The 23,445-nt window shown below is 38.1% G+C and carries 23 protein-coding genes; 16 read left to right on the top strand and 7 right to left on the bottom strand.

Annotation, left to right across the window (positions count from 1 at the left end; translation table 11 throughout):
* Positions 1–61: 61 nt before the first annotated feature.
* Genes NITER_RS06400 through NITER_RS06375 form a run of 6 tightly spaced genes read left to right on the top strand, consistent with a single transcriptional unit; the run spans position 62 to position 6,219 of the window.
* Complete coding sequence (locus tag NITER_RS06400) at positions 62–1,009, top strand: AAA family ATPase (protein WP_084275326.1); 948 nt, start codon at positions 62–64, stop codon at positions 1,007–1,009.
* The gene (locus tag NITER_RS06395; RefSeq protein ID WP_084275327.1) at positions 1,006–1,839 is read left to right on the top strand and encodes a DUF58 domain-containing protein; all 834 of its coding nucleotides are present in this window, start codon (positions 1,006–1,008) and stop codon (positions 1,837–1,839) included. The genes NITER_RS06400 and NITER_RS06395 overlap by 4 nt, the downstream gene beginning before the upstream one ends.
* Positions 1,839–2,219, top strand: a complete 381-nt coding sequence (locus NITER_RS06390; RefSeq protein WP_084275328.1) for a hypothetical protein — start codon at positions 1,839–1,841, stop codon at positions 2,217–2,219. The genes NITER_RS06395 and NITER_RS06390 overlap by 1 nt, the downstream gene beginning before the upstream one ends.
* A complete protein-coding gene (locus NITER_RS06385; RefSeq protein WP_159445312.1) occupies positions 2,212–3,129 on the top strand; it encodes a vWA domain-containing protein in 918 nt (305 codons plus the stop codon). The genes NITER_RS06390 and NITER_RS06385 overlap by 8 nt, the downstream gene beginning before the upstream one ends.
* Positions 3,129–4,781, top strand: coding sequence for a VWA domain-containing protein (locus tag NITER_RS06380; RefSeq protein WP_084275330.1), 1,653 nt, complete (start codon positions 3,129–3,131; stop codon positions 4,779–4,781). Before NITER_RS06385 ends, NITER_RS06380 begins: the two co-directional genes overlap by 1 nt.
* Positions 4,765–6,219, top strand: a complete 1,455-nt coding sequence (locus tag NITER_RS06375; protein WP_084275331.1) for a BatD family protein — start codon at positions 4,765–4,767, stop codon at positions 6,217–6,219. Before NITER_RS06380 ends, NITER_RS06375 begins: the two co-directional genes overlap by 17 nt.
* Here the strand turns inward: NITER_RS06375 and NITER_RS06370 are convergent.
* Complete coding sequence (locus tag NITER_RS06370; protein WP_084275332.1) at positions 6,202–7,029, bottom strand: prephenate dehydrogenase; 828 nt, start codon at positions 7,027–7,029, stop codon at positions 6,202–6,204. The genes NITER_RS06375 and NITER_RS06370 overlap by 18 nt on opposite strands.
* 106 nt (positions 7,030–7,135) lie before the next feature.
* Between NITER_RS06370 and bamA the strand changes: the two genes are divergently transcribed.
* A complete protein-coding gene (gene bamA, locus NITER_RS06365; RefSeq protein ID WP_084275333.1) occupies positions 7,136–9,346 on the top strand; it encodes an outer membrane protein assembly factor BamA in 2,211 nt (736 codons plus the stop codon).
* On the opposite strand, the gene NITER_RS06360 is transcribed toward bamA, so the two are convergent.
* The 6 genes from NITER_RS06360 to plsY form a co-directional block, all read right to left on the bottom strand.
* Positions 9,343–10,812, bottom strand: a complete 1,470-nt coding sequence (locus NITER_RS06360) for a Ppx/GppA phosphatase family protein (RefSeq protein WP_084275334.1) — start codon at positions 10,810–10,812, stop codon at positions 9,343–9,345. The genes bamA and NITER_RS06360 overlap by 4 nt on opposite strands.
* Positions 10,812–11,066: a YfhL family 4Fe-4S dicluster ferredoxin gene (locus tag NITER_RS06355; RefSeq protein WP_084275335.1), complete on the bottom strand. Its 255-nt coding sequence runs from the start codon at positions 11,064–11,066 to the stop codon at positions 10,812–10,814. The genes NITER_RS06360 and NITER_RS06355 overlap by 1 nt, the downstream gene beginning before the upstream one ends.
* A gap of 64 nt (positions 11,067–11,130) precedes the next feature.
* On the bottom strand, positions 11,131–12,384 hold the full coding sequence (locus tag NITER_RS06350; protein ID WP_197685295.1) for a sensor histidine kinase: 1,254 nt from the start codon (positions 12,382–12,384) through the stop codon (positions 11,131–11,133).
* Between the two features lie 26 nt (positions 12,385–12,410).
* Complete coding sequence (hsrA, locus tag NITER_RS06345) at positions 12,411–13,082, bottom strand: homeostatic response regulator transcription factor HsrA (protein WP_084275337.1); 672 nt, start codon at positions 13,080–13,082, stop codon at positions 12,411–12,413.
* A gap of 94 nt (positions 13,083–13,176) precedes the next feature.
* Positions 13,177–13,509, bottom strand: a complete 333-nt coding sequence (locus NITER_RS06340; RefSeq protein ID WP_084275338.1) for a dihydroneopterin aldolase — start codon at positions 13,507–13,509, stop codon at positions 13,177–13,179.
* Positions 13,509–14,138: a glycerol-3-phosphate 1-O-acyltransferase PlsY gene (plsY, locus tag NITER_RS06335; protein WP_084275339.1), complete on the bottom strand. Its 630-nt coding sequence runs from the start codon at positions 14,136–14,138 to the stop codon at positions 13,509–13,511. Before plsY ends, NITER_RS06340 begins: the two co-directional genes overlap by 1 nt.
* Positions 14,139–14,211: 73 nt before the next feature.
* Between plsY and nadA the strand changes: the two genes are divergently transcribed.
* From nadA to infB, 9 genes are read left to right on the top strand one after another with little or no spacing between them, the layout of a single operon-like run.
* Positions 14,212–15,222: a quinolinate synthase NadA gene (gene nadA / locus NITER_RS06330; RefSeq protein ID WP_084275340.1), complete on the top strand. Its 1,011-nt coding sequence runs from the start codon at positions 14,212–14,214 to the stop codon at positions 15,220–15,222.
* Positions 15,222–16,040 (top strand): carboxylating nicotinate-nucleotide diphosphorylase, encoded by an 819-nt coding sequence (gene nadC, locus NITER_RS06325; protein WP_084275341.1) that lies wholly within the window; start codon positions 15,222–15,224, stop codon positions 16,038–16,040. Before nadA ends, nadC begins: the two co-directional genes overlap by 1 nt.
* On the top strand, positions 16,037–16,987 hold the full coding sequence (locus tag NITER_RS06320; RefSeq protein ID WP_084275342.1) for a DHH family phosphoesterase: 951 nt from the start codon (positions 16,037–16,039) through the stop codon (positions 16,985–16,987). The genes nadC and NITER_RS06320 overlap by 4 nt, the downstream gene beginning before the upstream one ends.
* Positions 16,974–18,335 (top strand): peptidoglycan metallopeptidase Pgp6, encoded by a 1,362-nt coding sequence (gene pgp6 / locus NITER_RS06315; protein ID WP_197685296.1) that lies wholly within the window; start codon positions 16,974–16,976, stop codon positions 18,333–18,335. Before NITER_RS06320 ends, pgp6 begins: the two co-directional genes overlap by 14 nt.
* 34 nt (positions 18,336–18,369) lie before the next feature.
* Positions 18,370–19,266: a UDP-3-O-acyl-N-acetylglucosamine deacetylase gene (lpxC, locus tag NITER_RS06310; protein ID WP_084275344.1), complete on the top strand. Its 897-nt coding sequence runs from the start codon at positions 18,370–18,372 to the stop codon at positions 19,264–19,266.
* Positions 19,241–19,723 (top strand): hypothetical protein, encoded by a 483-nt coding sequence (locus tag NITER_RS06305; RefSeq protein ID WP_084275345.1) that lies wholly within the window; start codon positions 19,241–19,243, stop codon positions 19,721–19,723. Before lpxC ends, NITER_RS06305 begins: the two co-directional genes overlap by 26 nt.
* 2 nt (positions 19,724–19,725) lie before the next feature.
* The gene (gene thrB / locus NITER_RS06300) at positions 19,726–20,607 is read left to right on the top strand and encodes a homoserine kinase (RefSeq protein WP_084275346.1); all 882 of its coding nucleotides are present in this window, start codon (positions 19,726–19,728) and stop codon (positions 20,605–20,607) included.
* A gap of 51 nt (positions 20,608–20,658) precedes the next feature.
* Positions 20,659–20,895: a DUF448 domain-containing protein gene (locus NITER_RS10220; RefSeq protein ID WP_084275347.1), complete on the top strand. Its 237-nt coding sequence runs from the start codon at positions 20,659–20,661 to the stop codon at positions 20,893–20,895.
* Complete coding sequence (gene infB, locus NITER_RS06295) at positions 20,888–23,437, top strand: translation initiation factor IF-2 (RefSeq protein ID WP_084275348.1); 2,550 nt, start codon at positions 20,888–20,890, stop codon at positions 23,435–23,437. Before NITER_RS10220 ends, infB begins: the two co-directional genes overlap by 8 nt.
* The last annotated feature ends 8 nt before the right edge of the window (positions 23,438–23,445 follow it).

Genomic DNA, 23,445 nt, shown 5'->3' with positions numbered 1-23,445 from the left:
AAATATCCTCTGTCGCTAACTTTTTTATACTACAATTGCAAAAAAATTTCTGGGGACGGGTATGCGAACTATTATAGAAAATATCAAAAATGAAGTTAAAAAGGTTGTTGTCGGCCAAGAGGGAATGATCGATGGGCTGCTTATTGGCCTCATGTGTGATGGGCATATCCTGCTCGAAGGTGTGCCAGGACTTGCAAAGACAACCACCGTCAATGCCCTTGCTAAGACACTTGGATTACAGTTTAAAAGGGTGCAGTTTACTCCAGATTTACTGCCAAGCGATATTATAGGTACAGAAATTTATGATCCTGCAAAAAATGAGTTTAAAATTAAGCATGGACCAGTCTTTACCAATCTTTTACTAGCTGACGAGATCAACAGAGCACCAGCTAAAGTGCAATCAGCCTTGCTTGAAGTGATGCAAGAGCGCCAAGTGACAATTGGTGATGAGACATTTATGATAGATAGGCCATTTTTAGTTATGGCTACGCAAAACCCTGTAGAGCAAGAAGGTGCTTATAACCTGCCTGAAGCACAGCTCGATCGCTTTATGATGAAGCTTATTGTTGGTTACAACACAAAAGAAGAGGAATTAGAGATTGCAAGACGCGTAGCAAACAATGCATTTGGCAAAATTGAGACAGTTGCAACAAAAGATGATCTTGAAAAACTTAAAGAGGAGGTAAGAGAGGTTCATATCGATAAAGAGGTGGAAGAGTATATAATTGATCTCATTTTTGCTACAAGAGAGCCAAAAAATTACGGTTTGGCTGAAATTGCAAAATACATTGCTTTTGGAGCAAGTCCACGTGCTAGTATTGATATGTTTAAAGCTACAAAGGCGCTAGCGTATATGCGCGGAAAAGATCATGTAACGCCACTTGAGATCGCATATTTAGCAAAGGATGTTTTGCGCCATAGAATTATTCTGAGCTATGAGGCTGAAGCAGAAGATATCAAAGCAGACTTTATCATCAACAAAGTTTTAGAGGCAGTGCCCATTCCATGACGCAAAAAAATATCAAAAAGCTTCTTATCAAAGCAAAAAAGCAGGTTTTTAGTGAAATTCCTGGCAATAATCCCTCACTTTTTAAAGGGGAAGGTTTTGATTTTGTAGAGCTGCGCGAGTATCAGCCAGGAGATGACGTTAAAAAAATAGATTGGCTTGTTACTGCAAAACTGCAAAAGCCTTATATAAAGCTCTATCGTGAAGAGCGAGAGCTTAATGTAGTAGTAGCTTTTATGCTAAACGGAAGTATGTTTTTTGGAACAAAGAGATTCAAACAAGAGCTTGCTGCCGAAATTGGTGCGATACTCGGGTTTGCTGCAATTAAAAACCAGGATAATTTTTCTTATATTCTCTTTGCAGATAAAGAGTATAGCAGTATACGTCCTACAAAACATATTAATGCAGTGCAAAAATGTGCAGAATCTGTGGCGAAGTTTGTGACACTTGGAAAGAGTGCCAATTTTTCTCAGCTTACACAGAGGCTTTTTAAAATAAGAAGAAAATCTATTGTTTTTATAATAAGCGATTTTTTTGGAGAGTATGATTTTAAGGTTTTGGCTAAAAAACATGAAGTAGTTGCAATTGTAGTACGCGATCGTTTTGAAGAGGATCCAACACCTATTGGTTTTATGAATCTTATAGATCCTGAGACAAAAAAGAGTTTTATTGTAGATTTTGAAGGATCTACATTGAAAAACTATAAAAAAGAGATCAAAAAAGCTGATAGCAAGATGTATGAGCATTTTAAGCAAAGTGGTGTACGTTTTACAAAAATTTACACTCACGAAGAGCCATTTATCAAACTTTTAAAACTGTTTGGACAAAAGTGATGGAGCAGCTTAAAGATATAAAACCGCTTGTAGCAATTCCTGATTATAGCTTTTATCTCTATATTGGATTTATTGTTCTTGTTACTACTTTAGCAGCAGTGCTGGTCTATTTTATTATAAAACTTTTAAGCAGAAAGAAAATTGATAAGCGCAAAGAGATTTTGGAGCGATTACGCAGCCTTGATTTGAATGATCCTAAAAGAGTGGCATATGAAATTACAAAGTATGGAAAATATATTATTCGCGATGAATCAAGTATGCGGCTCTATGAGGATTTAGTGAGAAAACTTACCAAATATAAATATAAAAAAGAGGTTCCTCCATTGAGTAGTGATATAAAAAAAGAGATAAAACTATTTTTGCGAGTGCATGATGAGTGAGTTTGCGTTTGAGCGGCCTTTAGTGTTATGGCTCATTGTATTAGTGATTATATGTTTTATAAAGTGTAGAGCAAAAGAGAGTGCACTGCTCTTTCCACACCTCTCTATTCTCAAAAAAGCAGCAGACAAAAAGAGCTTTTTGCCGGAATTTCTCAAAGCAGTGGCTATTTTTGGCCTCATTTTCTCTTTAGCTGGTCCAGTAGCTATTGATAAAAGTGTAGAGCTCAAAAAGAGAGGCTATGATATTGTCTTAGCACTTGATGCGAGTGGGTCGATGCGAGAGAAGGGGTTTGATAAGAGTAATCCCTTTAAAACAAAGTTTGAAGTGGTTAAGGAGCTTGTCAAGGACTTTATAAAAAGAAGAGTGAATGACAATATTGGAGTAGTTATATTTGGATCTTTTAGCTATATCGCTTCACCACTTTCGTTCAATAAGGATGTTGTCAACAAGATCCTTGATTATCTTGATATTGGCATAGCTGGTCAAAAAACAGCTATTAGTGATGCGCTTATTGAGAGTATTTCGATGCTTAAAGACTCTAAAGCAAAATCAAAAGTTATTATTTTACTTACTGATGGTATAGATACTGCGAGTAAAACCCCTATAAGTGTGGCTATGAAAATGGCAAAGAAGTATCATATCAAGATCTATACTATCGGAATTGGCCAAAGACGAGGAATTGATGAGAGGCTGCTTTCATGGATAGCTGAGGAGAGCGGTGGGGAATACTTCTTTGCACGCACAGCAAAAGATTTGCATAAGGTCTATGCTACTATAGATAAACTTGAAAAGAGTGAGATTAGAGGTAAAGAGTTTGTTAAAAAAGCAGAACTCTATCCCTATGTGCTCTTTGTAGCTATTTTAGCTCTACTTGGGTATATCTATATCTATAGCAAGCGAGGATTTTGATGAAGTTTTTGGATTTTGCTTTCATTCCCTATATGCTTGTGCCATCATTGATACTTCTCTATCTTGTTTTGACCAATAAGAGTTTGATTGATAGGATCTTTGATAATGAAGTTTTAGCAAAGCTAAGAATTGAGCAAGGGTTATCAAAACAACTACGAACTATACTCCTGTTTGGAGCACTTTTTCTCATGATTTTGGCGATGGCTCGCCCTGTGTATCAAAAAGGAATTGTTGAAGTGGAGAGTTATAGGGGAGATGTAGTTATTGCTCTTGATATCTCTCGTTCAATGAAAGCTAAAGATTACTATCCTGATAGACTCACCTTTGCAAAGAAAAAGATCGAAGAGTTTATAAATAAAGCGCAAAATTTAGCAATAGGAATTTTGGCATTTGCAGAAAACGCTTACATTGTCTCTCCTATTACTGATGATAAACACTCATTGAAGTATCTCTTAAAAAGACTAGATACAAATCTCCTCTCACTGCGAGGCACCAACATTCTCTCAGCTTTAATGAGCGCAAATCTTCTTTATGGAAACAAAGAGCCAAAGCAGTTGATACTTGTAACAGATGGAGGGGATAAAAAGGATTTTACTGAAGAGATAAAATATGCAAAAGATCATGGATTTAAGATAATTGTTCTTGCAGTAGCAACAAAAAAAGGTGCGCCCATTGAAGAGAAGGAAGAGTATCTCAAAGATAGAGAGGGTAATATTGTAATAACCAAGCTTAATCCCGATATTGCTAAGTTGGCAAATGAGACGGGTGGTCTTTTTATCCAAGCGAGACTTGATCAAAAAGATATTGAGCAAATTCTAGCAAATCTTGGTGGTATCAAAAAGGAAAAAGAGGTGGAAAAGGTGGTAGACCAAGTGGAGTTTTATCCTTATTTTTTAACTGTTGCCTTTATCTTTTTGTTTTTGGCATTTTTCGATCTTCCTTCAACAAAGGCGCTTTATCTTTTACCGTTGCTGCTGGTTTTTGATGCACATGCGGGTTTGACCGACTTTAAAACTATCAAAGAGGCTAAAGAAGCGTATAGTAGGGGGAACTATGAGAGTGCAGTAGAAGAGTTTCGTAAAATTACTGCTATTAAAAAGAGCCCCCAAAGCTACTATGATTTGGCAAATGCACTCTATAAAAGCGGAAAATATAAAGAGGCTATACGTTATTACAACAAAGTGCAAACTGATGATAAGGAATTAGAGTTTCGCAAACTCCATAATCTAGGCAATAGCTACTTTAAGCTGCAAAAGTATAAAAAAGCGATTGAGATGTATGAGAAGGCTTTGAAGATAAAAGAGGATAAAGATACACGATTTAATCTAGAACTAGCTAAAAAGATGCTCAAGAAACAGCAGCAAAAGCAAAAAAACAATCAGAAGCAAAACAACAAGAAAAAGCAGCAAAAGAAGCAGAACCAAAAAGGGCAAAAGAGCAATGAGCAAAATAAAAAGCAGCAAAAAAAGCAGGAGCAAAACCAGCAGCAAAGTGGAGAAAAAGGGGAGCAAAAGGAGCAGCAAAATCAGCCTATAAGCAACAGAGAGGAGAAAAAATGGCTCAAAATGATACAAAAAAACAGTGCTCCAACACTCTTGTACAAAGCTCCAATAAAAATCAAAAAAGAGGCAGGCAATGAGAATCCTTGGTAGTTTAGTACTTGTAGTAGCTACTCTTTTGGCAGGAAGTTTTAAAGTCTATTTAGAGCAAAATCCGATTTACCAGGGAGAACCTGCTAAGCTTGTCATGGAAGCAAGTGGAGATGAGATTGAGCTGCCAAAAGTTGAGAAGATAGGTTCCTATCCGGTGAGTGGTGTGAGTAAAAGTGAGAGCGTTGTTAATGTAAATGGAAATTTAACAGTTAAAAAATCGCAGATTGTTGTCTTTTATCCAGATACTAATGTAACAATTCCCTCATTTACAGCAAAAGTAGATGGGGAGGAGATTAAAAGCGACCCTCTTGAACTTGTTGTAAAAAAGGCGAAAAAAAATAGTAACATCTTTTTTACGCTCAAACTCAACAAAAAAGAGGCGTATGTAGGTGAGCCAATTATTGCTGAATTGGAGCTCAAAATCCGGCGAACACTCAATATTATCGATTATCAATTTCAGATGCCAAAATTTGATAATTTTTGGGTAAAAGAGCTCAAATCCAGCAATAAATATCTTGAAGAGCATGGTGAGTATCTCATTAAGCGTATCAAGTTTTTACTTCTTCCGCAAAAGAGTGGTGTGCTCCATATTGCTCCTGGAGTATTTAAATATGCAATTCCTGACAATAATGCCAACATGTTTGGTTTTGTTGTAACTGCACCGCGCTGGTACAGTACAGTTTCCAATGGTGCGAGTGTGATTGTCAAGCCTTTGCCACAAAACGTGGATTTGGTAGGTGATTTTAGTATGCAGGTGCAAGTAGATAAGAAAAGGGTAAAGCCTAATGAACCGGTAAATTTGTATGTAAAGATTGAAGGTGTCGGTAACTTAGAAAATTTTGATGGGATAGATCTCAATATTAGTGATGTAACAATATATGCAGACAAGCCAAAAATCAAGGAGCGCTATACCGAGCAGGGATTGCAAAGTAGCTTTGAGCAAAAATTCTCTATCATTGCCGATCATAGCTATACAATCCCTGCAATACGTTTGCGCTACTTTAGTCTTAAGCAAAAAAGTATACAAACTCTCCAAAGTGATCCAATTAATATTGAAGTAGTAGGAGGGCGTCAAGTTGCAGCAAACTTACCGCAGCAATCACCAACGCAGCCACAGCAGCAAACAAAACAGCTACTAACTCAATCAACAGCTGCTAAAAAATGTGGCTTTGATTGGATAAGTTTTATTTATGGAACTATTGCTGGCATTGTGGTGATGCTTGGGATCTATTTTGTGATGCGCTTGAAAGTGCGAAAAGGTATATGGAAGTTTGATAAGGATGGCAAAAGAGAAATGCTAAAAAAATTATTGCCATATGTAGCCCAAAGTAAAGAGGCAGCGAGTCTTGCACAAGCACTCTATGAAGAGATTTATGAAGGCAAAAAACATCGTATAACAAGAAAAGAGGTGGAGAAGGTCTTAAAAGATCTGGTGTAGCGTCGTGGCGTTTTGCATCCACTTTTTGAGTTCTTCCCACTCCTCATTTTCTATGAGTTCTTTTGCATAGCGTAGCTCTTTTTTAAAATCTTCCAAAGAGGTGAGAAGATTTTCTTTGTTCTGTTTGAAGATATCACTCCACATTGTAGGGCTACTTTTTGCAAGGCGGCTCATGTCGCGAAATCCTCCTGCCGCTAGAATAAGAATACTTTTTGGATCTTCTTGTTTTAAAACTGAATTAGCAAGTGCATAGCTAATAGCGTGTGGCAAGTGGCTAATATAGGCTGCATGGAGATCGTGCTCTTTAGCATCCATATAGACTATCTGCATTCCAATGGCAACAAAGATATTTTCTGCGCGCTCTTTATGGAGAGGTTCATTTTGCTCAGTATTGCAAAGTACTACGATTTTATCGTAATAGAGTCCCTCTACTGCCGCCATGGGTCCAGAGTATTCTGTTCCTGTCATAGGATGGGCTGCAATGAAGTTTTTGCGTATTGTAGTAGGGCAGGATTTGACAATTTTCTCTTTTGTGCTACCTAGATCGATAATAGTAGTTGTTGGAGGAATATCTTGGAGATTGTGTAAAGCATCGATGATCCCTTCTACCGGGATTGCCAAAAATATTATGTCACACTCTTTAAGTTTGTCAAACTCTACAATCTCATCAACAAGTCCAAGTTCCAAAGCCTCTTTCTTGTGACGAGGATTGCGATCATAGCCTACTATCTTATTTGCAAGATTATGTTTTCTCAAGTCGAGTGCCAAAGATCCTCCCATGAGACCCAGGCCGACTATTCCCACCTTCATGCAGTTCCTTGTTTTGAAGTTTTATATTATAGCAAGGGGGGCTTTTAATGAATATTAATCAAAATATTGGTAAACTTAATACCAAATACTTTAACTAGGGCGTAATATGAAAAAAAGGTATCTGGCTCTATTGCTGCTAGCCTCATTTGCAGAGGCAAAAACCATAAAAGAGATAAAATTTGATGGACTTTTGCATCTTTCGCCAACCATTGCAAAAGAGATGGTGGGACTCCATCCTGGCGAGCAGCTTGATATGCAAAAAATAGATGAAGCTATAAAGAAATTTTATGCCCAGGGATATTTTAAAGATATCTGGGTGGAAGAGGAAAATGGTAAAGTAATCTTTCATTTTGTAGAGAAGCCCCTCATAGCTGCGATAGAGGTTTTAGGGTATCTTGAGAATAAAAAAGAGGAACTCGATGATATTTTGGGACTTAAAAAAGGTGATATCTATGATGAGGCAGCAATAGAAAAGGCCAAAGAGCATATTAAACAAAAAGCACGCTCACAAGGCTTTTTTGATACGGTTGTAGAAGTAGATACTGAAAAAGTAGGTGAAAATAGTGTTAAAGTGACTTTTATTGTTAATAAAGGTGAAAAAATCACTATTGAAGATCTTACGCTTTGTGGAGCGAAAACGTTTGATAAAGATGATATCGAAGATGTAGTTGCTAATAGAGAGCGCAATAAATACCTTGGATGGATGATAGGATTTAATAGTGGTGAACTTAAACTCGATCAACTTGAACTTGATGCAGCACGTATTAAAAATCTTTACCTTACAAAAGGGTATCTTGATGCCCAAGTAAGCGATCCATTTTTGCGCGTTGATTTTGATAACTATAAAGCGAAGCTACGCTACCATGTCCAAGAGGGGCAAAAATATAGTGTAGCCAGCGTGGATATAAAACTTCTAGAGCCTATTATAAAAAAAGAGCAACTTTTGGAGGATTTGCGTTTAACACCTGGAAAAGTTTTTAACATCGAAAAAATGCGCAAAGATATTGAAACCATCAAAAGAAAAGTTGCTGATTTAGGATATGCATTTGTGCGCATTGCCCCAGATTTTCAAAAAGATGAGAAAAACCATACAGTCAAAATCCGTTATATTATTAACCCAGGAGAAAAGGTCTATATTAAAGATGTGATTATTTCTGGCAATCAAAGAACGCTTGATAGAGTTATTAGACGCGAGGTCTATTTAGCACCGGGAGATGTATATAACTATACTGACTTAATCGAGTCTAAAAATGCACTGCGCAGAACCGGCTTTTTTTCTGATGTAAAGATCGAAGAGAGACGTGTTGGACCGAATGAGATGAATCTTCTTGTACGTGTCAAGGAGATGCCTACCGGTAATATCATGGTTGGTGGTGGATATAGTTCCTATGAGGGATTTTTGATCAATGCCAGCATCAATGATAAAAACATATTTGGAAGCGGAATTGATGGAAACTTTCAAATTGACTACTCATCAAAATCCCTCCGCTTCAATCTTGGTATAACAAATCCACGAGTTTTTGATAGTGACTACAGTCTAGGACTCAATCTCTATAATACAAAATTTGAATATTATGACTATACGCAAGAGAGGAAGGGTGGAAGTCTCAGTGTTGGAAAACGTTTTACAAGACATTTGTCAGGATCTCTTACCTATGCATATGAAAAAAACAAATTGAGTGATGTGCAGTTTGATAACATCTACTTCCAAGAGGGTACTTATACTAAAAGTGCTTTTATTCCGCGCGTAGTTTTTGATAATACCGATGATTACTATTTACCACGCTCAGGCATGAATATCTCAGGCTCTATTGAGTATGCGGGTGTTGGTGGAGATGAAAAATATACGAAATTTTTCTTGCATGGTGGATACTATTATGGGCTTGAAGAGCTCATAGATTATGATCTCATTTTACGTGCTAAAGGGCGTGTAGGATATATTGTAGATAATGGTAATCTTCCAGTTTTTGAAAAATTCTATCTTGGTGGAATAAGGACTTTACGCGGATACGAGACAGCTTCTCTATCTCCAAAAGATAGTCAAGGAAGGCTTATTGGCGGTAAAGAGATGTTCTCTGCATCACTGGAAGCAAGTATTCCTATGATTAAAAGCTCAAATATGCGTTTAACATTTTTCGTCGATTATGGTGGAATCGGTGAAGATAGTTTTAGTGAAATTACAAGAGCAGGAGCTGGTGCGGCAATTGAGTGGTTTTCGCCAATGGGACCAATTCAATTGGTATTTGCCCATGCACTTAACGATGAAGAGGGTGATAGAGTTTCTAACTTTGAATTTAGCGTAGGAACACGTTTTTAAGAGCTTACAAATTTTAGTGCAAAACTTTGCGGTTTTTGCAAAGATTTTGCCTCTTCACGTGCAAGATAGAGAGGTTTGCTACTTGTAATAGTTAGTACATCATTGGTAAATGAGGCTTCAAAATCTGGACAACTATGATCCTTATTGAGTGATTCAGCAAGTGCGAGAATGAAACTCATCCATGCTAGTATTGAAGATTTTGGCAAAAGTTGTGCAAAAGGTTTTGTCACATCTTTATTTGGTAGTTTCTTCTTATGAAATCTCACTAGCATTGCGATTGTTACAATCTCTTGGTGAGTGAGATCATACTCTAAATCGTTAAGGCAGATGTAGCTGCTGTGTTTATGATGCTCATAAAAATCTATTTTGATACCGATATTGAGAAGCTTTGCAGCATAGAGGAGAATTTTTTCGTGCTCTCTTTTGGGATCAAACTGCTCGTAAAGCGTATTGTATAACTTCTTAGTAAATTTATAGTGGCATTTTGCTGCTTTTTCATCGATGCAAAACCTATCAAGAAGACTTCGAAGACTTGGTTGGAAATTTGCAGGGAATTTATAGTTGCTATTGCGTAAGAGATCGTATAAAAATAACCCTTCGCGTACGCCAACGCCACTTGTAATAATCTTTTTTGCTCCAATATGATTGACGATCTCACGAAAAATAAGACTGCCCTCTTTGATGGTATCATAGCGGTCTTTTTTGATAGAGAATTTTTTTAGTTTCAAAACAGGAGTTTCGATTATTTTATCTATAAATTTTTTCTCTTGGGAGTAGTCATAGGTAAATCCGTGGAGTTTATCGAGGGGATAAGCAGTTTTTTTCATGATAGCTTGTGAAAGAGCACGAATCGTTCCACCAATGCCAATAGCGCAATTATTTTTGAAATCTTGTGGAATTTTTTGCATCTCTTCATGGATGTAAAGAAGAGCCTCTTTTATATTTTTTTCTTTGTCAAAAAAAAGCTCTTTGAGACGCACAGTGCCAAGATTGAGGGATATACTTTTTATGACCTCTTTATTGCGGATAAGTGCTAGCTCAGTAGATCCTCCACCAATATCTATAGTAATGCCGTCACGTATCGGCAATAGATTTGCTGCAGCGATGGCTCCTAGTTTCGCTTCGGTATCTCCGTCGATAATCTTGATGTTGATGCCTGTCTCTTTTTTGACAAGATTTTTGAACTCTTTGCCATTCGGAGCATCCCGAACAGCAGAAGTAGCTACGCAAAGGATCTTTTTGGCTTTGAAGGCAAGTGCTATGTTTTTGAACTCTTTTAAAGCATGAAGAGCCCTTTGCATAGGCACTTCTTGGAGCCATCCTTCGTGCTCATATGCACCTTCACTGATGCGAACGCGACTTTTTGTTTCATTGAGAAGGAAAAAGCCAAAACGGCTTGTACGCTCGATGAGAATCATGCGAGCGGAGTTGGAGCCAATATCGATGATGGCGGTACGTTTTGCCATCAATCCTCTTCGTTAACTATCTGATCGTATTTATATTTGAGTTCAGCAATTGTCTCTACATTATCTGGATCAGGTACTATGCAATCTACTGGGCATACCGCAATACATGCAGGCTCATCATAAAATCCAACACACTCTGTACATCTATCTGGATCAATGATATAAATTGGATCTCCCTCTTCAATAGCACCTGTTGGACACTCTTCTCTACATGCATCACATGCGATGCACTCTTCAGTTATCATCAAAGACATTCGTCCCCCTCTTTCAGTAATTTAGAGAGATTTATACAGAAGATATGCTTAAAATAACTTTAAACTAACAGAGTGGACATGCCAGCTGTTTGGGGATAAAGAGAGTTGCGATAGCGCCCTTTTTATCTTTCCTATTGGCGATGGTGATAGTTGCTCCCATTGCATCTGCAGCACTTTTAGCCAGAAAGAGTCCTAATCCTACACCACCCTGTTTTCCTTTACGTTTGAATGGTGCAAAGAGATCAATTGATGTATCTATTCCCGGTCCTTCATCGATAACTTCTATTTTTATACCTTTGGCTGTAGGGTAGCTTCTCAATATTATAGTGCCATTTTCTTTTGTAAATTTAATAGCATTTTGCACAAAGTTTTGAATGATATGATTGAGAAGGGTTGGTTGAATTGTTGTGATATAGGTTTGGGGTTTGAGCTCTGCTATAAACTTTTTCCCTTCGCTCTCTGCCAAAAGAGCATAGTTTTTGCTTTTTTCTTTGAGATACTCAATGAGATCAAGTTTGACAGGTGGCTCGAACTGATCCCCTTCTTGACGACCTATTTTTAGTATGCTCTCTATCATTTTATTCATCTCATTTATTGTTTTTATGTTGAGTTTGATTGTCTCAATATACTCTTCGGGAGTTCTCTTTTTAATAAGTGTTACTTCATTTTTGAGTTTCATAACTGCTAAAGGGGTTTTGAGCTCATGTGCAATCCCTATAAAAAGCTCTTTTTGATATTTTATGAATGTCTGTATGCGATTGATGAGCATATTGATTGCCTGACCCAAAGGTTGAAACTCTTCTGGGAGATCTTTAATTTTTATGGGTTTGAGCATATGCTCGTTCATTGCAGAGAGCTTTTTATTGAGATTGGTGATATATGTTGTAAGATAGTTAGCAAGAATTGCAGCATAGAGTATAATAAATGCAAATGCTAGAGCATTGGTAAAAAGGATTATTTTGTATATTTTATGTAGCATAGTATGAATATTTGTTATATCTTTTTCTACCTTTAAAAATGTCTGTTCTTCAAAGTTGTAAGGGTAAAAAAGTACAAGAAAATGTTTTCCCTCTTTACTGAATTCTTGAAATGTACTATCATTGATAAATTGCGGTTTTGGAATAACTGTAACAGATATATTGAGAGTCTTTTTGAGATAGAAATTATCTATCTTCTCTCCAATATGATAGTTTGTAACAGTCGTAGCTATAAATTGCGCTTGACGAAGGAGTTGCTCTTGTACCTCTTCATAGAGTGATTGTTTGATGAAACTGTATAAAAATGTTGAAAAGAGGGCGATGAGAATGGCCGAAGCCACTACTAATCGCCATAGAAGCTTGACTCTTAAGCTTTTCGTGGATAGCAAAAGCGGTAGCCTCTACGTCTAACAGTCTCGATTGTTTGGATGCCTAGAGGTTTGTCAAGCTTTTGTCGGATCTGATTGATTGCAACTTCAATGACGTTTGGTGTGACAAGCTCTGGCTCTTCCCAGATTGCATCGAGCAACTGCTCTTTGGAGACAATTTGGTCTTTATGGCGTGCTAAGTGTGTCAGTACCTCAAAAGGTTTACCTTTGAGCTCAATCTCTTTATCTTTATAGAGGATTTTCTCCTCCTCCGGATTGATAATGAGCTCTTTGATTTCAATGATACTGCTACCGCCAAAGCGAAGGCGTGCTTCTATTCTAGCAACTAAAACATCAAAATCAAATGGCTTGCGTATATAGTCGTCTGCACCTGCACGCAAAGCCTCTATTTCACTCTCTTTATCGTCGCGAGCACTTAGCACTATGACGATAGTTTTTGGATTGTCCTGTTTTACTTGTGAGACGAGTTCTAGTCCACTGCCATCAGGTAGCATCCAGTCAACAAGTATGAGATCATAGTTTCTAATATCGAGATAGTATTGTGCATCTTTGAGACTTTCACTAATATCGCTTTGATAACCGAACTCTTTGAGTCCTTCTGCAAGCGTTTTATTGAGGGTTACCTCATCTTCTACTATCAAAATTCTCATTCACCGCCCCTTAGTCTATTTTAAGAATCCGGCAAAATTATAGCACAATTTCAACTAGATTTAAACAAATTTTTAGCTTTTTTTAAAAAAATTTTTATTCAAATTTAAGAAAAAGCGATACGCTGGGAGTTGCGTTATGCAGAATTTGCGGTTTTTTTATGGCGATTGAGAGGTTTTTTATCTGGGGAAAAGACTCTTTTATAAGATTTGCACATGAAATGAGTGCATCTTCAAGAAGCTCGAATTGCTCTTTTTGCATATGCTTTTTAATAAGATCTGCTACCTTTGCATAATCGACAAAACCTTGTGCATATTCATAGGTAAGCCAAAGATCGACGATGATCTTTTGCTGCATTTTGCGCTCTTGGGGCAAGATACCTATAATTGCATAGAATTCAAGATCGCGCAGATCGATGCGAAACTCCATCAAGTTGCCACCTTGCCCTCTTTGCCTTGGATAAGGCGTACGATATTTGGTAAGTGCTTATAAACAATAATGAAAGCTAAGAGTAGTAAGGGTGCATGTGACTTGACATGAGGAAGTTCAGGGTGGATAATAAAACTTGCAACTATCACTGCAATAAGTCCGCTCAGTGAAGCTAAAGAGGATATCTTTGTTGTTTTAGCTACAAGTGCCCAGACTACAATGCCAATGAGCGTCTCTATAGGCAACAATACCAGCAAAACACCCATGCCAGTAGCAACGCCTTTGCCCCCTTCAAAGCGCAAAAAGATGCTATAGCAGTGACCAAGCACTGTCATAATCCCAACCATCCACCAAACTGCAGGAGGAAAACCCAAAAATTTTGCAATGAGAACTAATACAGCACCTTTGAGTGCATCAAAAACTACAGTGGCGATTGCCAGTTTTTTAGCAAGTTTTTCATCTTTTTGCTTGACTACACGCAATACATTTGTAGCCCCAATGCTATGCGAACCACTCTTTTTGATATCTACTTTAGCAAAAATCTTTGCTAATATATAGCCAAAAGGTATGCCTCCAATCAAATATGCAGCAATATAAAAAAGCACATTTGGATTTGTTAAAAAATCCATTCACTCCCTTTGTGATAAAAATTTTTAATCAATTTTAGCTAAAATTACATAACGTTAGCCTAAAGGAGTCTTATTGAGTAGTATCGAAGCGTTGAAAAAGAGTATTGAAGAGCTAAAGAACGAACTCTCCGTCACAATTGTGGCGCACTACTATCAAAAAGATGAGGTTTATGAGATTGCAGACATTACTGGTGATAGTTTAGAACTTGCAAAGAGGGCAAAAGAGAGCGATAGCGAGTGGGTCCTCTTTTGTGGTGTAGGATTTATGGGGCAAAGTGTCAAGATATTGGCTCCTCAAAAAAGAGTTGCAATGCCAAAAATTGCATGTTGTGCCATGGCAAGAATGATAGATAGTACCTATTTTGATGAGTCGGTAGCAGCGATGGTAGAAGCTGGCATACCAAAAGAGGATATTTTACCTATAACATATATCAATAGCGGCGCTGAAGTAAAAGCAAAAGTAGGACAGATGGGTGGTGCTGTATGTACGAGCAGTAGTGCTGTGAGTATTATCCAAAAGGCTATGGAGAGCAAAAAGAAGATTTTATTTGTACCTGATCGCTGCTTAGGGCAAAATGTTGCGCGAAAAATGGGGCTTAAGAGTGCAGTAATAGGGATTGATAAGCCGCAAGAGATAGCCCAAGCTGATATTATCTGCTATAACGGTTTTTGCTCAGTGCATCAGCTCTTTACCCTCAAAGATGTCGAGTTTTTTAGAAAAAAGTATCCTGGCATTAAAATAGCGGTGCATCCAGAGTGCGATCCAAGTGTGTGTGAAGTAGCCGATTTTGTCGGATCTACAAGCCAGATTATCAAATATGTACAATCTTTGCCTCTTGAGCAAAAAGTTGCGGTAGGCACGGAGTATAATCTTGTGCATAGACTGAGGTCAAAAAATACCTATGTCCTCTCATCTACAAAGCCAGAGTGTCCTACAATGAATGAGACGACTCTCGAAGATGTTTATAATACTCTTCTTGAGATCCAAAAAGGCAATCCTATAAATGAGATCCATGTTGATGAAGAGACAATCCACTGGGCAAAAGTGGCTCTTGAGAGAATGTTTGCGTATCTGGAGGCGTAATGGGAATAGAGGAGTTTGCAAAAGCGGTACTTGCTGAAGATATAGGAAGAGGCGATCTCTTTGAAAGAGTAGGGGAGTCACGACAGGCTGCTGCAAAAATTGTCGCAAAGAGTGAGGGCGTTTTAGCTGGGCAGCCTTATGCCGATGCAATTGCCGCACAGCTTGGACTCAAGGTTTCATGGCAAAAAAATGATGGCGATGCATTTGGAGAGGGTGACATAATCGCTTATGTGTATGGAGAATCGATTGCTCTGTTAAAAGCTGAGCGTAGTCTTCTCAATACTATTTTACACGCCTCTGGTATTGCAATAAAAGCGAAAGAGTTTGTGAAGCTCAGTGGTGGAAAAATCAAGGTTTTGGATACGAGAAAGACAAGGCCTGGACTAAGGGTATTTGAAAAGTATGCAGCAAGAATAGGTGGAGTAATAAATCATAGAATGGGTCTAGATGATTGTTTGATGCTTAAAGATACCCACTTAGCTACAATAGAAGATCTTGGCTCCTTTGTGCAAAAAGCGCGCAAAGCGATTCCCTTTACAGCAAAAATAGAGATAGAGTGTGAAAGTTTCGCAAGAGCAAAAGAGGCTATGGAAGCGGGAGCCGATATTATCATGTGTGATAATATGGAAATTGAAGAGATTAAAAGAGTCGTGGAGCTGCGCAACGAGCAGTTTTCTCATGTTTTGATTGAAGCAAGCGGCAATATTACACCTGCAAACATCAAAGAGTATATCGATACTGGTATAGATGCTATAAGTAGTGGGAGTATTGTCCATCAAGCAGTATGGCCAGATATCTCTATGAAGATTGAGTTATGAAAGAGGCGTGGAAGAGAATAGAAGAAGCAACATATATCACTCTTCTTACCCATGTCAATCCAGATGCTGATACACTCGGTAGCGCTCTTGGGATGTACCATGTTTTACGGAAAATGGGCAAGAAGCCAACAGTTGTGAATGTCACACCACTTCCTTACAATCTCGATTTTTTACCAGGATTTAAGAGTATAAAAAAGAGTTTACCACCTAAATCTGAGCTCCTCATAAGTTTTGATTGTGGGAGTTTTGATAGGCTAGGAATTCCAAAAATGGAACTGCCACTTATTAATTTTGACCATCATCGTACAAATACGCTGTACGGAGATTTTAATATTATCGATCCTAAAGCTGCTGCAACCTCTCAAGTGGTATATAGGTTTTTACAAGAGTGCGGTGTACAAATTTCGCAAGAGAGTGCACTCTGTTTTTATACTGCTTTAGTGGATGATACCGGCTTTTTCAAGTACGATAGTGTCAATGCAGATGTTTTTGCTTTTGCAAAAGAGCTTTGCGAAATAGGAGTAGTGCCTGAATATGTAGCAAATCAGCTTACTATGCGAGAGCCTCTAGCGAAGCTTCGTTTACTTCCTCTTGTATTAGAAACGTTAACGCTAAGACTCAATGCAAAAGTTGCGATTTTATATCTTACCCAACAGATGCTCAAAACTACAGGTGCAACAAAAGAGATGGCTGATGATGCACTCAATATGGCTAGAAGCCTTGTAACAGTGGAAGTAGCAATGCTTTTACGCCAAGAAGAAAATGGAAATATCAAGGTATCACTGCGATCGAAAAATTTTGTTGATGTTGGAAAAATTGCCCTCGTTTTTGGCGGGGGTGGCCACAAACGGGCTGCAGGGTTTACATCGCCTTTAAACGATTTTAAAAAAGTAGAAGAAGATATTTTAGACATATTAGCAAAGGAGTTAGATATTGAGAAGAAGTAAAAAGGGTTTATATCTTTTTATAGCAGTAGTGGCAATTATTGGGGGAGTGGCATATTTTATTTCTACATCAAAAGCATTTGAGAGAGAAAAGCCAACGATTGCAATTTCCGATAAGATCTATTGGAATCTTAAAAAACCTATTCAAATAAAGCTTACAGATAATGAAGCTATTAAAGAGTATACAGTTGTCATAAGTAATGGAAAGCAAAAGAAAACACTTGAAAAGCAGATACTTAACACTCCTAAAAAAGAGGTAGAACTCCAGCTTAAAGCACCTGCAGACATGGAGTTTCCTTCCAAAAAGGCTGAGCTTGAGATAGAGGTACGTGATAGAAGCTATTGGAACTATTTTTTGGGTAATAGTGCTAAGAAGAGTGTTAAGATTTATATTGATACAAAAAGACCTGAACTTACTCTCATTTCCAACTCCTATGCTATTTTAAAAGGTGGAAGTGCGCTTGTAGTTTTTGGATGCAAAGATGAAAATCTTAAAGAGTTTTACATTCAAACCAATTTTGGCAAAAAATTTTATGCTGAGCCTTTTTATAAAAAAGGTTACTACGCTGCCCTCATTGCCTGGCCTTTATGGAAAAAGAGTTTTCGTGCTGATATTGTGGCATACGATAAAGCTGGTAACAGAGCAAAGATACATATACCGCTATACTTAAAAAATAGGCGATATAAAAAGAGTATCATTCATCTTAAAAAGAGCTTTTTGGAAGGAAAAGTCTCGATTTTAGCAGAAGATTATCCGCAAACAGAAGGGATGGATCTAATTGAGAAATTTAAATTTGTCAATGAAACGCTGCGAGAGCAAAATGAGAAGCTTATTCATACTCTCACATCAAAAGTGCCGCAAAAATTGTTGCAAAAATTTGTTTTAAAGCCATTCTACCCATTGAAAAATGCAGCACCAGTGGCTAGTTTTGGTACACATAGATACTACTATTATCATGGAAAGTTGGTTAGTGAGTCTTACCATCTTGGGCTTGATCTTGCAAGTGTAAAAAGAGCTTCCATTAAGGCGAGTAATGCTGGAGATGTGGTTTTTGCAGACTATAACGGCATATATGGCAATATGCCAATCATATCTCACGGACTAGGGCTTTATACCCTCTATGGACACTGTTCAAGCATTTTAGTAAAAAAAGGCGAGCATGTACCAAGAGGCAAAACGATAGCTAAAACAGGAAATACTGGTCTGGCTTTAGGAGATCATCTTCACTTTGGTGTCTTGGTGCAAGGTATAGAGGTGCATCCTTCAGAATGGATGGATAAAAAATGGATTAAAGTTAACATTTCTGATATATTGCGTGATGCCAAAAAGATAATAGACACCACTAGATAATTTTGCTAAAATGGTAGTAAGATAAAGGATGGAGATGCAAGAGACTACAATCAAAAAAGCGGTAGAATTAGTCGGTATCGGGTTACATAGAGGAGTTCCTGTCAAAATGCGCTTAGAGCCTCTTGGCGCAGGAGAAGGAATTATATTTTATAGAAAAGATAAAAATCTCTATATTCCTCTCCATCCAGATAGCGTTGTCGATACAAAAATGGCTACTGTAATTGGAAAGAGGGACGAGAGTATCTCCACTATTGAGCATCTCATGAGTGCAGTATATAGCTATGGGATCGACAATCTCCTCATTATTTTGGATAATGATGAGGTTCCTATAATGGACGGAAGCGCAATGAGCTATTGTATGCTGCTAGATGAGGCTGGAATTGCTACACTCAATGCTTCTAAAAAAGTGTTAAAAATTACAAAAGAGATTGAGGTGAGAGAAGAAAATAAGTATGTGAAACTCAAACCTTCAAACTCTATGATTTTTGATTTTACCATCGATTTTTCTCATCCTGTAATTGGTAAAGAGTATTTACGATTTGAATTTAGCAAAAAAGCATATCTTCAAGAGATTGCAAAAGCAAGAACATTTGGGTTTTTAAAAGAGGTGCAGTATCTGCGTAGTATTGGATTGGCACGAGGTGGAAGTTTGGAAAATGCTATTGTGCTTGATGAAAACAGAGTACTCAATCCAGAAGGTCTGCGCTATCCAGATGAGTTTGTAAGACATAAAGTTTTAGATGCAATAGGTGATCTCTCTTTGCTTGGTTGTCCGATTATGGGCGAGTATGAGGCGTATGCAGGAAGTCATGCACTCAACCACGCTCTGACAAAACAACTTCTTGCAAATCCTGATGCTTATGAAATAGTTGAAACAAAAGGTACAAACGAAGAAGGATTTGTGCTTGGGGCTGCCTACGCAAAAGAGTAATGTAGATATTGTCGTAGTTGGCCTCTCTTCACCACTCCTCGTTGGAGTTTATCAAGATGGTAAGCTCACAGAAACTATAGTCAAAGAGGAGAAGACGAGCGATATTTTGCCGCAAATTTTTAAAAATCTCTTACAGCGTTATACCATTAAGAGTGTCTACTTTGCAAGAGGCCCAGGAAGTTTTATGGCTATTAAACTTGTCTATATTTTCTTAAAGACTCTCCAAATTGCTCGCAATATTAGACTTTTTGGTTGTAGTGGATTTGCATTTAACAATCACCAGCCAATAAAAGCTGTAGGAAACCTCTATTTTGTAGAAGAAAATGGTAAAATTGTGACAAAAAAAATAGAGGGTGAAGTGGAAAGCAGTTTTCAATTGCCGCAAAATCTGCAAGATTTAGCGTGTAGTGAAGAAGAGACTAGTCCACTCTATGTTATCCCTGCGGTAAAGGCGTAGTATTGTTTATAAGTGTACCAGCAACAAGTGCAAATTTAGGGCCGGGATTTGATACACTGGGTGTAGCATTGGATTTGCGTAATGAAGTGAGTATAAAAAGAAGTAGATTTTTTAGTATCTCTATAAAGGGGGAGGGTTCAAAGAGTTTTCGCCTCAAAGGTAATAATATTTTTATCTCTATTTTTAATGAGCATTACCGTAATCTAGTAGATAAAAAAGAGAAATTTCGCTTTACTTTTTATAATAAAATACCTCTTTCACGAGGGCTAGGAAGTAGCTCAGCAGTTATTGTAAGTGCAATAGCTGCAGCTTATGCAATGGCTGGTATTCCTCTATCTTCTCAAAGATTGTTGAGTTTGGCTTTGAGCTATGAGCCACATCCCGATAATATAACTCCTGCTGTTATGGGAGGCTTCAATGCTGCTGTTGTTGAAAACAGTAGAGTATATAGTATAAAAAAAGAGATGCCTCAAAATCTCAAAGCTGTTATTGTTATACCAAATAGACCTATTTCTACTTCCCATTCACGCACCAAACTTCCTCGTAAACTCTCTTTGAGTGATGCAGTTTTTAATATCTCTCATAGCTCTCTTCTTACAGCAGCTATCTTTAATGAGGAGTGGGATCTGCTACGTATCGCCTCTAAAGACAAACTCCACCAAGATATCCGTATGCGTGCAATGCCAGAACTCTTTGAAGTACAAAAGCTAGCGTTGCAAAATGGGGCTTTGATGAGTACGCTCTCAGGCAGTGGTTCTACATTTTTCAATATGGTATATGCAGAGGATGCAAAACCTCTTGCATACAAATTGCAAAATAGATTTTCCAAATTTGCTATTAAAATTTTGGATTTTGACAATCAAGGGATCATAATAGAGGAGTAAGAATACTCCATCTATTTCTTTACGCATATTTTTTTGATATAATTAGTCCCAATGTCAAAGCCGATAAGAATGTGCATCAATTGTAGACAACGATTTTATCAAGACGAGCTCAGCAGACTTCGCTGTGAGGAGAAGAAGATATATGCCTATGGCGGAGTTGGCAGAAGCTTTTATATATGCAAATCCTGCCTAGAGGATAAAAACCTCTCTAAAAATCTCGCTCGAATCTGTAAAACAGATCCTGCCTCGGCTTTGAAAATGTTAAAGGAGATTATTGATAATGGATAAAGTGCGAATCCATGAGATAGCCAGTGAATTAGGCCTCAAAAGTAAAGATGTTTTAGATAAAGCCAAAGAGATGGGGCTTAAGGTACGCGGAGTACAAAGTACTGTAACCTTTGAGGAGGCTGAAAAACTTACTGAATATATTATGAGTGGTGCCCCAGTACAATCTGAAGAAAAAGCCTCTGTAACACCACAAAAAGAGCAACCAAAACCAAAGCCCCAACCACAAGAGGAAAAAGCCAAAGCACCAAAAGAAGAGAAACCTCAAGAGGTTGCAGCTCCAGAGGCCAAAGAAGAAGAGAATAAACCCAAAAAGCAAAAAGAAGAAACAGAAGAGAAAAAAGAGTCTCTTACTCCTCCTTCATTGAAAAAACGTCGGGGATTGGTAATTGTTAAGAAAAAACGAAAACCAGAGCCTAAAGTAGAAGAGGAGCAAAAAGAGCAAAAAAAAGAGCAGTCACAAGAGAGTGAAGGTCTTGAGCTGAAAAGAAAAGCGAAAAAAGCGAAAAAAGCTCCTGCTCCTGCAAAAAAACAGGAAGGCAAGAAAATAGAAATACTCGAAGATAGAGATTTGAGCGATGTGAGTTTGGAGTTAGAAGAAGAAGTTGTTGTACTGCCAGATTTTAGTGAAGAGCTCAACAAAGTTGAAGAGGAGCAAAAACAGACTAAAAAAACGCCAAGTAAGCAGGTAAAAGTCGCACGCAAAAGTTTTAATGTTGAGCAGACGGGAATAAGTAGATCTAAAAAGAAAAAGCGTAAGAAAAAAGAGACAAAGAGCGAGGGAGAAGTAAAAGTCGTTGAAATTCCAGAAGAGGTAAGAGTATACGAATTTGCTGAAAAGGCTGGCAAAAGTGTAGCAGATGTTATAAAAGTTCTTTTTAATCTTGGTATGATGGCTACAAAAAATGACTTTTTAGATAAAGAGACAATAGAGATCTTAGCAGAAGAGTTTGGACTCGAAATTAAAGTCAAAGATGTACTTGAAGAACTCGATTATGTAAGTGCGTATGATGCGATTGAAGATGACTATTTAGAAGAGAGACCTCCTGTTATTACTATCATGGGACACGTGGATCACGGAAAGACCTCTTTGCTCGATTTTATCAGGCATTCGAAGATTGCTGAACGTGAGGCTGGCGGCATTACCCAGCATATTGGTGCATATATGATCCAAAAAGATGGCAAAAAGATTACATTTATAGATACACCTGGGCACGAAGCTTTTACTGAGATGCGTGCACGTGGGACACAGGCTACAGACATTGCCATTATCGTTGTAGCTGCAGATGATGGCGTCAAACCTCAAACAGTAGAGGCTGTCAATCACGCTAAAAATGCAGATATTCCGATGATTGTAGCAGTCAATAAGATTGACAAACCAGATGCAAATCCTGATCTTGTAAAATCACAAATGGCAGAGCTTGGCATTACTCCTAGTGAGTGGGGTGGAGAGTATGAGTTTGTGAATGTGAGTGCAAAAACTGGTGAAGGTGTAGATGAACTCCTTGATACGATATTACTCCAAGCTGAGCTCATGGAGCTCAAGGCTAATCCAAAGCGAGAGGCAAAAGCTGTTGTCATTGAGAGCTCTTTGGAAAAAGGGCGTGGACCGGTAGCGACAGTTATTGTGAAAAATGGGACATTGAAAGTTGGTGATCATGTGGTATGCGGTGTGGCATATGGCCGCGCTAGAGCTATTATCGATGATATGGGTAAAATGGTGAAAACCAGAACCCCAAGCGAGCCCGGTATGGTGGTAGGACTTGATAAAGTACCACCTGCAGGGGAGATTATGATAGCTGTCAAAGATGCTGAGACTGCAAGGATGTATGCTGAGCGTAGAGCAGAGTATGAAAGACAAAAAGAGCTCTCCAAAACTACAAAAGTGACTCTTGAAGAGCTTAGCCAACTTGTCAAAGAGGGACAGCTCAAAAAGCTGCCTGTCATCATCAAAGCTGATACGCAAGGAAGTTTGGAGGCTATTAAAGGAAGTCTTGATAAACTCAAAAACGAAGAGGTAAAAGTCGATGTTATCCACTCAGGAGTAGGGGCTATCAGTGAGAGCGATGTAACGTTAGCGGATGCGAGTGAAAATGCTGTGATACTTGGCTTTAATGTGAGACCTACTGGAAGTGTAAAAGAGAAAGCAAAGCAGCTTGGTGTCACTATTAAAACATATTCAATTATTTACGATCTACTTGATGATGTCAAAGCACTGCTTAGCGGTATGCTCTCACCTGTGATTCGTGAAGAGTCTATTGGACAAGCAGAAGTAAGAGAGACCTTTAACGTACCAAAAGTAGGTACAGTTGCAGGATGTATGGTCACAGATGGAATAATTGAAAGAAATGCAAAAGCACGCGTAATTCGAGATGGCGTTGTTATTTATGATAGTAAGATCAGTTCACTCAAACGTTTTAAAGAGGATGTAAAAGAGGTGAGCAAAGGGTATGAGTGCGGTATGATGATAGAGAATTTCAATGATATCAAGCCAGGCGATGTTATTGAAGCCTACAAAGAGATTGAGGAAGCAGCAACGCTGTAGGAGTAAAT

It is taken from the genome of Nitratiruptor tergarcus DSM 16512, assembly GCF_027946175.1.
GTDB lineage: Bacteria > Campylobacterota > Campylobacteria > Campylobacterales > Nitratiruptoraceae > Nitratiruptor > Nitratiruptor tergarcus.
Note: the sequence above shows the minus strand (reverse complement) of the source record. Positions and strands in the feature narration are given on the sequence as shown.